Here is a 13,879-nt window from a genome sequence, read left to right as displayed (position 1 = left end):
CACCCATGACACCCCTACTCACCAAAAACCAGAAACGGACCCTGGGGCGAATCATCATCTCCCTCGCCCTCCTCCTCGGAATCCTCACCGCCCAGCAGACCGCACTCATCCCGACCCCTCCACTCCTGCTCGCACTCTACCTCATCCCCTACCTCATCATAGGACATGACATCCTCCTCCGTGCCGGAAAAAACATCCTGCACGGAAAAATCCTCGACGAAAACTTCCTCATGACCATTGCCACAATCGGAGCATTCTGCCTCGGCGAATACCCCGAAGCAGTCGCCGTCATGCTCTTCTACCAGACCGGCGAACTCTTCCAGAACTACGCCGTCAGCAAAACCCGAAAATCCATCACCGCCCTCATGGACATCCGCCCCGACCATGCCAACATCGAACAAAACGGAAACCTCATCGAAATCGACCCCGAAGAACTCCACGCCGGAGACGAAATCCTCATCAAACCCGGAGACCGCGTACCCCTTGACGGCATCATCCTCTCCGGCACCTCCGAACTCGACACCGCATCCCTCACTGGAGAATCCCTCCCCCGCCCCGTCACCCCGGGCGATCTGGTCATCAGCGGCAGCATCAACCTCTCCGGCCTCCTCCGCGTCCGCGTCAGTGCCCCCTACACAGAATCAACCGTCGCACGAATCCTCGACCTCGTCGAAAACGCCGCCGCAAAAAAAGCAAAAACCGAGAACTTCATCACCACCTTCGCCCGATACTACACTCCGGCAGTCGTCGGCATCGCCGCAGCCCTCGCCGTACTCCCGCCCCTCCTCCTCGGTGACCCCTTCCCCGACTGGATAAGCCGTGCCCTCATCTTCCTCGTCGTCTCCTGCCCCTGTGCCCTCGTCATCTCCATCCCCCTCAGCTTCTACGGAGGCATTGGCGGAGCATCCAGAAACGGCATCCTCATCAAAGGCGGAAACTACCTCGAAACCCTCGCCCGGACCGGCACGGTCGTCTTCGACAAAACCGGCACCCTCACCACAGGAACCTTCCGGGTCACAGAAATCCTCCCGGCAGACGGCATCACCGCAGACCAGCTCCTTACCTGGGCAGCATCCGCCGAAAGCTCCAGCACCCACCCGCTTGCCCGCTCCCTCCTCGAAACCTTTGGAAAACCCCTTGACCGGACAAAAATCACCGACATCAAAGAAACAGCAGGCCGGGGCGTCACCGCAAACGTAAACGGCATCCCCGTCCTTGCCGGAACAGCCGACCATCTCGCCGCCGCAGGGATTGCCGTCCCGGACGGCACCCCTGCGGGAACCGCAATCCACATCGCCGCAGACGGCAGATATGCCGGCTGCATTCGGTTTGCCGACACCCTCAAACCCCATGCAAAGAACGCCGTCACCGCCCTCAAACAGATCGGCGTCCGCCGCATCGCCATGCTCACGGGAGACACCCCTACCGCCGCCGACCGGATCGCCGCCGAACTCGGCCTCACCTCCTACCGTGCCGACCTCCTCCCACAGGACAAAGTCGCCGGTCTTGAAGCAATCATCGCCGAAACAACCGGCACCGGCACGGTCGTCTATGTCGGTGACGGCATCAACGATGCCCCCGTTCTTGCCCGTGCAGACATCGGAATCGCCATGGGAACTCTTGGAACCGACGCCGCAAGAGAAGCAGCCGACATCGTCCTGATGGACGACGACCCCGCAAAAGTGGTGACCGCCATCCAAATCTCCCGCAAAACGTACCGGATCGTCCGGCAGAACATCATCTTCGCGCTTGGCGTCAAATTCCTCGTCCTCGCAGTTGCCGCCGCAGGATTTGCCACCATGTGGGAAGCGGTCTTTGCCGATGTCGGCGTTGCGGTACTTGCCATCCTCAACGCCATGCGGACGCTCGCATTCTCCGAAGGGCTGCCCCCCAAACTGCCGTGACACGGATAGCTGTCCCGGGATGCGGTTTCGGTTGTGCGATAGGATACTGTAAAAGATACTGTATATGACACTGTATATGAGCCGGGATTTGCGGACGATCTGCTTTCGGAGAAGGAGATGGAGGTTTTGGAGCTGTTACGGAGAAATCTCCGGAACACCATCCGGGACCTTACCGTCCAGACCGGTTTTTCCCGGGCAACCGTCACCCGTGCCCTTTCGGCCCTGAAAAGATACCGCGTTATCCGCAGGGTCGGGTCGGATAAAACCGGGCACTGGGAACTGCTCGACTGAGGAAAAAAGGAATGAGGGGGCGGTTTTTTGCAGAATATCTAGTCTGATGTCTGTACCGGTTCCCGGTCTGAAGTTCATTCCTTTTTGATACATGCGATTACATAACAGAGTACCAGAATAATGATGAGGCAAATCCCCACCGGCATCAACATTTCCCTCATTTCCCGCTTGGAAATATTCATCATTATAAAAATAGAACCACTAAGTACCCCAATTGTCGCTCCAATCATATAGGGATCGGTGATCGAAAGCTTAGTTTTTGATTCATTTTTGTAGATCTTGAGAGAACAATACAGACTAATGAAAAAATAATAAGGGTCAATATCCTCTGATCAATATTCAGACTTACTCCAATGAATGTTGTGGGGACGGTAATAATCGCTGCCACAATAATGAATCTTGGATCTGCGAACGACAGCATAATTACCCTAATTTGATGTAAACCGGAACATCAATCGAGCTGGCAGAGTTTCTTCTATACACGGGTAACATGGTGTCAGAAACAGCTGAGTTCTTTTCACGGGGTTTTACGTGCAGATGTTTTTTCCTGTTCCAGATGCCGATACAGAATGATCCATAAGACTCCCAGGATCGCCCCATATGCCGGGATTATGTACCATAATAGCAGGGGGTTTATTTGATACAGAGGACGGCTCATCAACCCTACCATAATCAGCATTCCAAATGTCAGGAAATTTGCCGGAACTGTGAATACAGCAACAACACGATCAGCGCTGGGAGGGAGTTTTTTGAAGTCATCCCGTCCGAGTTTTCCATAGAAAAAATATTCGAGTGTCGTATAATTCATTTTCTTATCTCACAATATTGATCAGAGAGGAGTTCTATAGTGTGGTGTGGGAGGACGGAGGTACGTACTTTTCTTCAGAGGGTTTGGGAAGAACTCCGGGAGTTTCCGCCATCGGAGATCGCCGCGGAACTCCTCAGCATAACTTCTTGGAACCCCGCAATCATAATGGTGTTGAACATAGACTGACGTCCAGGAAAAAAGAGGAATGGATTCATCCCCGGTTTTTTCCTCGTTGGTGGAACATCCCTCATAACCTGGCGTCTGTTCCTGTTCCCATCGTTGAACTTCATTCCTTTTTGATATATGCAATTACATAACAGAGCGCCAGAATACTACTTGTTCCAACCCCCACCCAAATCATTATTTTATCCATTACCTCCCAGTTAATACTTAATATGACTCCCGTACAGACCACAATTCCCCCAATAATAACTCCAATAATCGTGGGGTCAGTGAGAGAAAACGTAATTCCGGACTCCTGTTTGTCTGCCGTCAGGGAATAATACAGAACACCAAGAAGAATAAGCGTGAGCAATATCCACCTGTCGATATGCAGACTCATTCCAATGGGCATTATGGAGAACGTAAGAATCGCCGTCAAGAGGAGTACGCGGGGGTCACCGTACGGCAACATGTTTACCCTAACCTGATGTACACCGGAACATCAATCGAGCTGGCAGGGACTCTTCTATATACGGGTAACATGGTGTCAGAAACTGCTGAGTTCTTCTCACGGGATTTCATGCGCAGATGTTTTTTTCCTGCTTCAGATGCCGATACAGAATGATCCATAAGACTGCGAGGATCACACCATACCCGAGAATAATTTCCCATACGAGCAGGGAATTTATATGATACAGGTAATGGCGCATGAACCATACCGCAATTATCATCCCCAGCGTCAGGAGATTTGCCGGAACAACAAATGCAGCAGCCGCACGTTCAGAGCCGAAGGGCAGTTTTTTGAATTCATCGCGTCCTAATTTCCCGTAGAAAAAATACTCAAGTGTTGTATATGTCATTAGCTCTTCTCACTTTACTTCATCGAGGATTCCCCGGTGCAGGAAAGCGCAGGTATGTACTTCTCCTCCCTGTGTTCCAGAAGAATTCCTCTTCATAACATCTTGGAAAACCGCAATCATAACTCTGTTGAACACAGACTGACACCCGGAAAAACAAAAAAAGGAACCGTGTTCCTCGTTCTCTGCCCTAACTGATTCCCAGAAACACCCTGACTCCTGCCATGATGCTTTCCGTACCGACCACCACAATATAGAGGCCGGAAAGAGTGATCAGCAGATTGAGGAAACTGCCAAGTTTCCGAAGAATCCGAATGCCGAACATGATAATCACGAAGGATATAATATTAATAAGCCCAATCGCGAGGATCATCGGTATGACGCCAATCGCCTGCGTGTGCGTAAGGATGATACTGCACACCCCCGTACCAAAGAGGAAGGGGACCGCGAATTTGACGCCCGCATTGCCGGGGGTTATCGTACATTCATCCCCAAACTCATGACCAACGATCATCTGGAACCCCATATAGAGAATGATGATACCGCCGCCGATATTTATCCCCTCAAGGCTGACACCTAAGATGTCGAGTACATACTGGCCGCCAAGTGCTGTCAGCATCATCAGAATAAAGGTGATGATGACCGCAACCAGAGCTTCCCGGGTATATTGTTCAGGGGTGAGATGTTGCGTCAAAACCTGAAACACGGGTAGATTCCACAGTGCTGATTCAACCAAAAACAGCATAATTACTACAGCAATAAATTCCATGATATTTTCCACTATTGTGCGTTGTTTCGTTTCAGTAAAGAGATCCTGACACGGATCAGGATGTGGATAATCTCTATTTTATCCGGAGATTTTCCGTTACTTTTAGGAGCAGTTCAATCATAATTCTGTTGAACACAGACTGACACCCTGCGGAAAAAAAGGTGCGGACGGTATGCGGGGTGCGGGCACATCCGTGTACTTCACTACTTCGGAGAGGAAGGCCGGAAAAGAGTGGTTATTCTGCATTTCCGGCATGCCCCAGGCAGGGATGCGGGAGATGCATACGGAGGAGAAATACCTGGTCAGATTTCATGATTTCTCCAATATTCAACAATCAGGTCTATTCCAAACTTTACTGTTATAAATGTCATGATGTAGGCAGGAAATACCAGAAACGGAGTGAGAGGCAACAGTTCATTGGGATACACGAGGAGGAACCAGAACAGCGAACTAAATCCACAGACTCCGCTGGAGATTACGACTCTCGATCCCAGCCACCAGTCGGGGAGCGGGGTTTTTGCTTCGTGCGGTTTGTCTCTTCCGGTAAGAATGCGCCAGCTCAGGAAGCAGAATACGATTATGGTGAGAGAGAACAGGAGTAGTTTCAGCAGTATTATCAGCATTCTCCCATTTTCTCCCGGAACGTGGTTTTCAAATTATTTCATCTTCGGTAATGAATGCGGAAAATCTCATTTTTTCTGATATGTTCCATTATTTCTGTAGGAGCAGTTCAATCATAATTCTGTTGAACACAGACTGACACCCTGCGGAAAAAAAAGGGATGGTTACATCCTGAGTTTCTTTTTCATCTCGTCCGGTACGCGGATGCGTCTGCGGGAGAGGCCGTGCTGCCTGAGCGCTTGGGCGACGGTAGTCTTGGAGCAGCCGATCCGGATGGCGATTTTGCGGATGGAGAGTCCTTCGTCCACATACGCGGCGAGAACGTCCCGGTCGGGGAGTTCGGGGGTCATGTGTCCTCCGTGATGCGGACGATTCTTGCCGGGAGGGGTTTTGGGGTGAGGAGGATGTAGCGGCTGAACTCGTCGTGCGGGAGGACTTTTGCGAGGTCGCCGAGGTTGACGTGTTCGAGCGGGCGGACGCGGTCGATGCCCGCGGCAGCCACCGCAGACTCATAGAGTCTGCGGCGGCTGAGGAACCGTTCGGCGTCTTTAATAGAATTTGCCAAGATAATCCTCAGAAAAAAATACGAGTGTGAGGATTCATTTTATGATAACATTTCCACATTAAACTCTTTTTGTAAGACCATAACATCGGGAGGGACTCCAAACAGAGGGAATCATAAATATTGGCATCCAAATGATATTAATTGGCTTAAAAATGGTGAAATCAAAAATAACATTATCGTAAATACTGAAGAGTCTATTTCCAAGCTGGGGTTCTCAGAAAGTTCTACGAAATTAATACCTGCCAATTCTGTGAGCATGGCTATGTATTGTGTTTCAGACATTCAAGTTTCATTCAACACCATCCCATTATGCACAAATCAAGCAGTGATAAATCTAATTACAGATGATCTAAAAAAATCAATATTTTTATACTATTTACTCATGATATTTGGAAATTATATTACAACACAAGCAAATGGATCTGCACAACAAAATTTATCTAAGGATATACTGAACACGTTTGAGTTTAAAATTCCTCGACTGGAAGCTCCCTTATTTAGTTATCTTGAAAAAAATATTGCCCTAAGGACATGCATAACAAAGGAGATTAATACATTAGTGAAAATTAAAGAATCAATTTTATCAACATTAACTTACTAAATCATCATTTATCCGACTACACCATAACATGAAATTAAAACACACAAGAACTATGTCCTATTTCAATGAATCAGCCCTGGAAGAGTCTATCATGGAACTGTTTGGGGATGAAGACTACACCCATCTGAAAGGCGAACAGCTCCACCGAGAAAAAGCAGAACAGCTTCTTGCCGAGGATCTGAAAACATACCTCCTCAACCGATATGCCCACCACCATCTCACTGCAAACGAACTCAACAGAATTCTTCATCAACTCCGTACCATCCCCGGAACTCTCTACGAAGCCAACAAAACATTCTGCAAATACCTCTCTGACGGCTTTATCTTTCCCCGGGAAGATCGCACCCAAAAGGACATCTACCTTGAACTCATTGACTATGCCAATCCAGAAAACAACATCTGGAAAATCGTCAATCAGATTGAAATCGAAGGCATTAACGGACAGATCAGAATCCCGGATGCCATCATCTATCTAAACGGCCTCCCCATCACCGTCCTTGAGTTTAAAAGCGCCGTCAAAGAAAATGCCACCATCGCTGACGCATACACCCAGCTTACTATCCGCTACAAACGCGACATCCCGGACCTTTTCAAATATCATGCTTTCCTCGTCATCAGCGACGGTATCAACAACAAATACGGCACCCTCTTCACCCCATATGAATACTTCTACTCCTGGCGAAAAATCAACTCAGAAGACACCGACCAAGACGGCATCAGCTCCCTTACCACCATGATTCAGGGACTCTTCCGAAAAGACCGCCTGCTTGCCGTCCTCAAAGACTTCATCTACTTCCCTGACAAAGACAAAAATGACACCAAAATTATCTGCCGATATCCCCAATACTTTGGTGCAACCAAACTACTCTCCAACATCAAAACCCATATGCGTCCGCATGGCGACGGCAAAGGAGGAACCTACTTTGGTGCAACCGGCTGCGGCAAAAGTTACACCATGCTCTTCCTCACCCGCATGCTCATGAAAAGCCCCGAACTCCGCAGCCCCACCATACTTCTCATCACCGACCGAAAAGACCTGGACGATCAACTCTCCAAACAGTTTCTCAAAGCAAAAAAGTATGTCGGCGACGAAAAAATTCTTGACATAGACTCCCGTGAAACTCTCAAAAAGGAACTTCAGGGCAGAACAAGCGGAGGAGTCTACCTTACCACCATTCAGAAATTCACCGAAGACATTTCTCTTCTCACCGACAGAACAAATGTAATCTGCATCTCAGACGAAGCCCACCGCAGCCAGCTCAACCTTGACCAAAAAATCAAAATCACCGCAGACGGAATTAAACGCTACTATGGATTTGCAAAATACCTGCACGCCTCTCTGCCGAATGCCACCTACGTAGGATTTACCGGTACTCCCATAGACGAAACCCTCAACGTATTCGGTGACATCGTCGACTCCTACACCATGATCGAATCCGTCAACGATGGAATCACCGTTCGGTTGGTCTACGAAGGACGTGCCGCAAAAGTCAGTCTCAACGACACAACCGTAGAGGCCATTGAAGACTACTATGCAAAGTGCGAGCTGGCAGGATCAAACACCTATCAGATCGAAGAAAGCAAAAAAGCCGTAACCAAACTTGACGTAATCCTTGGAGATGCGGACAGATTACGGGCAGTTGCAAACGACTTCATCACCCATTACGAAACCCGTGTGCGCGAAGGAGCAACCATCTCCGGAAAAGCCATGTTCGTCTGTGCCAACCGAACCATCGCGTATAACCTCTACCAATTCATCATAGAACAACGCCCCGAATGGGCAAAACCCAAACTCTCCCCTGACGAAACCCAACTCACCCCCGAAGACAAAAAAGAACTCAAACCAATTGAACTGATCAAACTGGTCATGACGCGGAACAAAGACGACCCCCGCAACCTCTATACCATGCTAGGCACCAGTGAAGATCGCAAAGAACTTGACCGTCAGTTCAAAAATATCAAATCCAACTTCAAAATTGCCATTGTTGTGGACATGTGGATAACAGGATTTGACGTCCCATCCCTTGACGCCATCTACATCGACAAACCCATTCAAAAACACACCCTCATTCAAACCATTTCACGAGTAAACCGTGTCTATCCCGGCAAAGACAAAGGTCTCATCGTAGATTACATTGGCATCAAGACCAAGATGAACGAAGCCCTCAGACAGTATACCGACTACAAAACAGGAGAATTTGAAGGAATAGAAGAATCTGTTCGGATCGTCAAAGACCAACTGGAAATCCTCGGACAGATGTTCCACAACTTCAACAGCCATGACTTTTTCCATGGAACCCCCAAAGAACAACTCACCTGCCTCAACAGAGCAGTAGAGTATATTCAGCTCACTGAAGAGCTTGAACTCCGTTTCATGCGTGAATCCAAACGGATGAAACAGGCATACAACCTCTGTAGTGCAAGTGATCAAATCACCCCTGACGAACGTAACTCCATCCACTTCTATATGGCAGTTCGTTCCGTCCTCTTCAAACTGACCAAAGGAGATTCACCCGACATCACCCAGATGAACGCCTATGTCCGCAAACTCCTTGAAGAAGCAATCATCTCTGACGGTATCGAAGAACTCTTTGAAACCGAAAAACAGATCAGCGTTGACATATTCAGTGACGAGTATCTCAACAAAATACATGCCATCCTTCTACCCAACACTAAAATAAAAGTATTACAGCGACTTCTCGCACAAGCCATCACCGACGTGAAAAAAGTCAACAAAATCATGGGAATAGAATTCACCGAACGGCTGAACGAAATTGTCCGGGAATACAACAACCGCCGCCGTGACGAAGCCTACACAAAAGAAGTCCTTGATGAACTCGTTAACAGGCTCACTGACCTTCTGGCGGATCTGAAATCCGAAAAAAACTCATTCATAGCTTTGGGAATCGATTATGAGGAAAAAGCATTCTACGACATTCTCAAAGCCGTTTCACTCAAATACAAATTTGAATACCCTGAAGATAAGATGATTCTCTTGGCCAGCAAAACCAAAGAAATTGTTGATGATCGAGCACGCTATACCGACTGGGCCACTCGCGAGGACATTAAAGCAGATCTGCAAGTCGCTTTAATCCTCTTACTTGATGAGTATGGATATCCTCCAGTAACTCATGATGAAGTCTATCAAGAAGTTCTGGAACAGGCAGAAAACTTCAAAAAATATGCGAAATAACTCCAAAAAAATTTTGGAAAATTCAACCAGACTAAATATCTGTCACCGAAATATGTAATATATTCTGTGTGGACTAAGCGTCTCACTTACTCTGATTTATCCCCGACTGACTTCCATATTCCGGGAAACTTATCCGGATCAGCAAGAATTTGTTTAATATGTGCCCGAGTCTTGTATCCTAAAGTGAGACCTTCCTCCCTGAAATCCCACCCATCGACCACTAACTGGGAAAGCGGGATGGCAGTTCCCCCATTACAATGAAGTTGATACACAGAGATCTTCTTATGGCGTTTCACACTGGGGATATTACCTCTATAAGAAAGGCATCCATCTTTGAGACCAACACCACCGCGGTTTCCATGCCCAAAAATCCACATAACCTGAACTGCATCATTTTGTACAACCGAGACAAAATCATCAAAGGTAAAGCAGTTGTACAGCTGATAGGGAATATGCCTCTCTAAAAAATAGTGTAACAACTGGTCGGCACCAAAACCATAGAATGGGAGAGAATTCCGGTTCCCATGACAGATAACAATGCCGTTATGCGGCATATCTGCCCGAAATGCAGAATTCGCCTCCATAAATTTTTTCTCCCTCATTTGGTGAAGAAATTCCACTGGAGATAATAAGAAATGGACAACTATTTTTTCTATGAAGGTTATCAGAATGAAATGCTTTGCTACTCTCATCCATTTTGAGATAATGATTATGAAATTTTCTATGCAAGAGTATTTGGCCAAAAGACCAGATACATATGGCCCAACACTGCCTACTAATTTAGATTTATTACCAAGACTCCTGAAAATTGACTTCTTCTCTTCAGGCTCGAAATAAGTGTCCCCAGCAGACATTTTAACTGGTATTTTTACTGGTTTCCAATGATAAAAATAATTGTACTGTATTCTTCCCGATATCCATATGCATATAATTACAACGAGATAGATATGGATAATGTCACTCATATTCGCCCATACACTCATAAATGGACGTATAAATAACATATACCCTATATTGGTAGCAAGAAATATCAATATGGCAACAATTATCCAGAAGATGAGGATTCCGGCAAAAGATAATACAATCCAATACCTGTTTTTGTATAACGCATCAAATGTCATTTCTATCCATCCATGAATCCAATATTTCGTACTCACGTTGAAATATTTTAGACGGAGCCTTACACGTATCCGTACATCAACCTTTCAATAAATTCTTTCTCCCCGTAACCTCTATCATCTCTCACCAATACCTCACTCACCAAACCCATATCAAAGATCCCCCTCACCCTCAACCCCGACGACTACACCCTTGAACCCGGCTTCACCCGCGACGTCCGCGGGATAGGCCACTGGGGAACCGGCGACCTTGAAGTACTCATCACCGACCATGTCTCCCTCGAAAAAGCCAAACCCCTCATGCAGGAAAGCTATCGGAACGGATAGGCAAACACTAATAACACCAGCCGCCCCAACAACATACGAACCACAAATGTTGTCCGATGTCACCCAAATAACCATAAAAGGTTACCGTTCCCTCGAACAAACCTCCATCCCCCTGCATCGCATCAACATTCTTATCGGCGCAAACGGCTCCGGAAAAAGCAACTTTATCAGCCTCTTCGACCTCCTTCGGGCAATCACCCAGAACAACCTCCAGACCCACATCGCCCAATGCGGAGGAGCAAACACCCAGTTCTACCTTGGAACCAAACACACCGAAACACTCTCCATCAAAATAGAAATTGGCAACAACACCTACGAATTCAAACTTGCCGCAGATACCGCCGACGCCTGTTACTTCGCAGAAGAAACAGTCACCTTCTGGAACAAACGCAATTATCCGAAACCTTACACCGAAAAATTAGGAACCGGCCACCGTGAAACGCATCTTGGGGAATCATCCGGCGACCCAACCGTCCAAAGCTTCACCCGGGACAACCTCGAATCCTGGTTCGTCTACCACTTCCATGACACAGGCGACCACTCACCCCTCAAACGAACCGCCGACATAGACGAAACCGCCTATCTGCTCCCCGACGGCGGAAACCTCGCCGCCTATCTCTATCACCTCCAGAAAACCGCCCCGGACCACTATCAAGGAATACTCTCCGCAATCCAACTCATCCTCCCAGGATTCAAAGAGTTCACCTACCGCAAAGAAGAAAAATCAAACACCGTCCGACTCAGATGGAAAACCGCAACCTCCGGGGACTACACCCTCCCCATCTCCGCCTTCTCCGACGGAACACTTCGGTTCATCGCCCTTGCAGCCCTCTTCCTCCAGCCAACCCCCCCCAAACTCATCATCATCGACGAACCCGAACTCGGCCTCCACCCGCATGCAATAACCATCCTTGCCGAACTCATCCATATCGCGAGCAGCAAATCCCAGATCATCCTTTCCACCCAGTCCGCACAACTTGTCAGCGAATTCTCCCCCGACGAGATAATCATCGCCGAAAACGAAAACGGCGCAACAACCCTCTCCCGCCCCAACCCCGATACGCTCAATGCATGGCTGACCGATTACACCTTAGGCGACATCTGGCAAAGTAATCTCATCGGAGGGAACCCCTGAAATGCTCCTGAAACTCCATGTGGAAGGGCAGACTGAACAGAACTTTGTGACGCACATTCTCAAACCGCATCTGGAGGGGATTGGCTATACCGTGTCAGCCGTAGTAAATCCAACCGCTCCGGGATCCCGCGGCGGCCTCAGCCACTATCAGCAGTTCAAAAAGAATGCAAAGAACATCAAACATGGTGCTCCCGATTGCCTACTCACCACCATGATTGATCTTTACGGTCTGCCGAACGATTTTCCGGGAATGGATGCGAGCAGAACCATTCCTGACCCTTGGGAAAAAGTAGCCTCCCTTGAAGAAGCATTAGCAACCGATCTGGCGATTGACAACTTCATTCCCTACATTCAGCTCCATGAGTTTGAAGCCCTGCTCTTCTCCAATATCGAAATGATCGATCACGTACTCAGCCGTGCCGACGTCTCCTCACCACTGCCCCAACTTAAGTACATTCTCGATTACTATGACTCACCCGAAAACATCGATCACAACAAAGGCCCGTCGCGGCATCTTCAGGACATCTGCGGCAAGCAGCAATATGCAAAGGTCGTGTGGGGCAAGGAAATTGCCAACATGATTGGTCTTCCGGCAATGCGGGAGAAGTGCCCGCATTTTGATCAGTGGCTGAAAAGCCTCGAAGAAGCTGTCCACTCAGCAGACTGATCTCTCCCTCACGGACAAAACATATATTAATAACCTCTCAACACCATATAAATAATCAGAGGTTGTTTGCAGACCCCAACCGACGCGGCCCCAACGCCCCGCAGACGAATCTGCTTCAAAAATCCGGAGAAATCACCTCAAACCAAAACCCCAAAAAATCACCTCCAAACTCCGGACCACACCACCCGCAAAAGACCCCCGCATCACCTGCAAACAACCCGGCACCCAAACAGCAAAAACCCTACAGCACAAAACCCCAACCAAAGAGAATCAACCCCATGCCAATCGACTTCACCCCCACCTCTATCGTAAAATCCGCAAAACGCACCTTCACCGCCCCGATCACCTCTGCCGCTACCTTCGACGAAACAATCGCCGCACTCAAAGCAGACGACAATCCCCTTGGCGCAACCGCGTATCAGACCGCAGGCCAAACCATCGACGGCATCACCACCGCAAATGAATACTACAAAGCCGCCATCGAATACGTAAACCCCCTCGGCGAAACCCTCGGCACAATCGTCATCGACGCACCCACCCGCACCGCCTATGACGATATCATCGCAGAACTCCTCGCAGCAACCGCCATCACAAGTGCCTACGGCGCAGACGCAAGCCCCAGCCGCAACACCGCCAAGGACAGCTGGAACGTCCGCCTCAAAATCCACGACCCCACCGGCGAAATCTACTACCTCAGCTTCACCAGAAAAGACCTCAAGATCAGCTCCTACGAAAGCGACGCCATCCTCACCAAGGTTGACACCTGGGCCAACAGCGTAACCGCACTCAACTAACCGACCCTGCTGTTTTCTAACGTGGGGATTTTGCCTCCACCCGGAACCGGACGGGCAACCCCCACAG

15 protein-coding genes are annotated in these 13,879 nt (G+C 48.5%); 7 read left to right on the top strand and 8 right to left on the bottom strand.

Annotation, left to right across the window (positions count from 1 at the left end; translation table 11 throughout):
- Nucleotides 1–5: 5 nt before the first annotated feature.
- Nucleotides 6–1,904: a heavy metal translocating P-type ATPase gene (locus O0S09_RS03630; protein WP_268922585.1), complete on the top strand. Its 1,899-nt coding sequence runs from the start codon at nucleotides 6–8 to the stop codon at nucleotides 1,902–1,904.
- A gap of 117 nt (nucleotides 1,905–2,021) precedes the next feature.
- Nucleotides 2,022–2,195 (top strand): winged helix-turn-helix transcriptional regulator, encoded by a 174-nt coding sequence (locus O0S09_RS03625; protein ID WP_425438234.1) that lies wholly within the window; start codon nucleotides 2,022–2,024, stop codon nucleotides 2,193–2,195.
- Nucleotides 2,196–2,712: 517 nt separating this feature from the next.
- Here the strand turns inward: O0S09_RS03625 and O0S09_RS03620 are convergent.
- The 7 genes from O0S09_RS03620 to O0S09_RS03590 form a co-directional block, all read right to left on the bottom strand.
- A complete protein-coding gene (locus O0S09_RS03620) occupies nucleotides 2,713–3,003 on the bottom strand; it encodes a hypothetical protein (RefSeq protein ID WP_268922584.1) in 291 nt (96 codons plus the stop codon).
- Nucleotides 3,004–3,289: 286 nt separating this feature from the next.
- The gene (locus O0S09_RS03615) at nucleotides 3,290–3,637 is read right to left on the bottom strand and encodes a hypothetical protein (protein WP_268922583.1); all 348 of its coding nucleotides are present in this window, start codon (nucleotides 3,635–3,637) and stop codon (nucleotides 3,290–3,292) included.
- Nucleotides 3,638–3,743: 106 nt separating this feature from the next.
- A complete protein-coding gene (locus O0S09_RS03610) occupies nucleotides 3,744–4,025 on the bottom strand; it encodes a hypothetical protein (RefSeq protein WP_268922582.1) in 282 nt (93 codons plus the stop codon).
- A gap of 187 nt (nucleotides 4,026–4,212) precedes the next feature.
- Nucleotides 4,213–4,791 carry a MarC family protein gene (locus O0S09_RS03605; RefSeq protein ID WP_268922581.1) on the bottom strand — a complete coding sequence of 193 codons (579 nt, stop codon included), beginning with the start codon at nucleotides 4,789–4,791 and terminating at the stop codon, nucleotides 4,213–4,215.
- 302 nt (nucleotides 4,792–5,093) lie between these two features.
- Nucleotides 5,094–5,414 (bottom strand): hypothetical protein, encoded by a 321-nt coding sequence (locus O0S09_RS03600; protein ID WP_268922580.1) that lies wholly within the window; start codon nucleotides 5,412–5,414, stop codon nucleotides 5,094–5,096.
- 162 nt (nucleotides 5,415–5,576) lie between these two features.
- Nucleotides 5,577–5,762, bottom strand: coding sequence for a helix-turn-helix domain-containing protein (locus O0S09_RS03595; protein ID WP_268922579.1), 186 nt, complete (start codon nucleotides 5,760–5,762; stop codon nucleotides 5,577–5,579).
- The gene (locus tag O0S09_RS03590) at nucleotides 5,759–5,977 is read right to left on the bottom strand and encodes a hypothetical protein (protein WP_268922578.1); all 219 of its coding nucleotides are present in this window, start codon (nucleotides 5,975–5,977) and stop codon (nucleotides 5,759–5,761) included. The genes O0S09_RS03595 and O0S09_RS03590 overlap by 4 nt, the downstream gene beginning before the upstream one ends.
- Between O0S09_RS03590 and O0S09_RS03585 the strand changes: the two genes are divergently transcribed.
- Together O0S09_RS03585 and O0S09_RS03580 are read left to right on the top strand one after the other, a co-directional pair.
- Nucleotides 5,931–6,578, top strand: coding sequence for a restriction endonuclease subunit S (locus O0S09_RS03585; protein WP_338148499.1), 648 nt, complete (start codon nucleotides 5,931–5,933; stop codon nucleotides 6,576–6,578). The genes O0S09_RS03590 and O0S09_RS03585 overlap by 47 nt on opposite strands.
- A 52-nt stretch (nucleotides 6,579–6,630) precedes the next feature.
- A complete protein-coding gene (locus tag O0S09_RS03580; protein WP_268922577.1) occupies nucleotides 6,631–9,771 on the top strand; it encodes a type I restriction endonuclease subunit R in 3,141 nt (1,046 codons plus the stop codon).
- Between the two features lie 86 nt (nucleotides 9,772–9,857).
- Here the strand turns inward: O0S09_RS03580 and O0S09_RS03575 are convergent, their stop codons facing one another.
- A complete protein-coding gene (locus tag O0S09_RS03575) occupies nucleotides 9,858–10,892 on the bottom strand; it encodes a hypothetical protein (protein WP_268922575.1) in 1,035 nt (344 codons plus the stop codon).
- 370 nt (nucleotides 10,893–11,262) lie between these two features.
- Between O0S09_RS03575 and O0S09_RS03570 the strand changes: the two genes are divergently transcribed.
- The 3 genes from O0S09_RS03570 to O0S09_RS03560 all read left to right on the top strand — a co-directional run bounded on the left by O0S09_RS03570 (nucleotide 11,263) and on the right by O0S09_RS03560 (nucleotide 13,812).
- On the top strand, nucleotides 11,263–12,351 hold the full coding sequence (locus O0S09_RS03570) for an AAA family ATPase (protein ID WP_268922573.1): 1,089 nt from the start codon (nucleotides 11,263–11,265) through the stop codon (nucleotides 12,349–12,351).
- A 1-nt stretch (nucleotide 12,352) separates the two neighbouring features.
- The gene (locus tag O0S09_RS03565) at nucleotides 12,353–13,018 is read left to right on the top strand and encodes a DUF4276 family protein (RefSeq protein WP_268922572.1); all 666 of its coding nucleotides are present in this window, start codon (nucleotides 12,353–12,355) and stop codon (nucleotides 13,016–13,018) included.
- A 278-nt stretch (nucleotides 13,019–13,296) separates the two neighbouring features.
- Nucleotides 13,297–13,812, top strand: coding sequence for a hypothetical protein (locus tag O0S09_RS03560; protein ID WP_268922571.1), 516 nt, complete (start codon nucleotides 13,297–13,299; stop codon nucleotides 13,810–13,812).
- The last annotated feature ends 67 nt before the right edge of the window (nucleotides 13,813–13,879 follow it).

The sequence above is a fragment of the Methanocorpusculum vombati genome, assembly GCF_026891935.1.
GTDB classification, from domain to species: Archaea; Halobacteriota; Methanomicrobia; order Methanomicrobiales; family Methanocorpusculaceae; genus Methanocorpusculum; species Methanocorpusculum vombati.
The sequence above is the reverse complement of the archived record's forward strand: the minus strand, read 5'-3'. Positions and strand labels throughout refer to the sequence as shown.

Excerpts from the sequence above, each read along its gene's own strand:
- O0S09_RS03630 (WP_268922585.1), top strand. The coding sequence starts at position 6 with ATGACACCCCTACTCACCAAAAACCAGAAACGGACCCTGGGGCGAATC.
- O0S09_RS03580 (WP_268922577.1), top strand. The coding sequence starts at position 6,631 with ATGTCCTATTTCAATGAATCAGCCCTGGAAGAGTCTATCATGGAACTG.
- O0S09_RS03620 (WP_268922584.1), bottom strand. The coding sequence starts at position 3,003 with ATGAATTATACGACACTCGAATATTTTTTCTATGGAAAACTCGGACGG.
- O0S09_RS03570 (WP_268922573.1), top strand. The coding sequence starts at position 11,263 with ATGTTGTCCGATGTCACCCAAATAACCATAAAAGGTTACCGTTCCCTC.
- O0S09_RS03625 (WP_425438234.1), top strand. The coding sequence starts at position 2,022 with ATGGAGGTTTTGGAGCTGTTACGGAGAAATCTCCGGAACACCATCCGG.
- O0S09_RS03610 (WP_268922582.1), bottom strand. The coding sequence starts at position 4,025 with ATGACATATACAACACTTGAGTATTTTTTCTACGGGAAATTAGGACGC.
- O0S09_RS03595 (WP_268922579.1), bottom strand. The coding sequence starts at position 5,762 with ATGACCCCCGAACTCCCCGACCGGGACGTTCTCGCCGCGTATGTGGAC.
- O0S09_RS03565 (WP_268922572.1), top strand. The coding sequence starts at position 12,353 with ATGCTCCTGAAACTCCATGTGGAAGGGCAGACTGAACAGAACTTTGTG.
- O0S09_RS03560 (WP_268922571.1), top strand. The coding sequence starts at position 13,297 with ATGCCAATCGACTTCACCCCCACCTCTATCGTAAAATCCGCAAAACGC.
- O0S09_RS03600 (WP_268922580.1), bottom strand. The coding sequence starts at position 5,414 with ATGCTGATAATACTGCTGAAACTACTCCTGTTCTCTCTCACCATAATC.
- O0S09_RS03575 (WP_268922575.1), bottom strand. The coding sequence starts at position 10,892 with ATGACATTTGATGCGTTATACAAAAACAGGTATTGGATTGTATTATCT.
- O0S09_RS03615 (WP_268922583.1), bottom strand. The coding sequence starts at position 3,637 with ATGTTGCCGTACGGTGACCCCCGCGTACTCCTCTTGACGGCGATTCTT.
- O0S09_RS03605 (WP_268922581.1), bottom strand. The coding sequence starts at position 4,791 with ATGGAATTTATTGCTGTAGTAATTATGCTGTTTTTGGTTGAATCAGCA.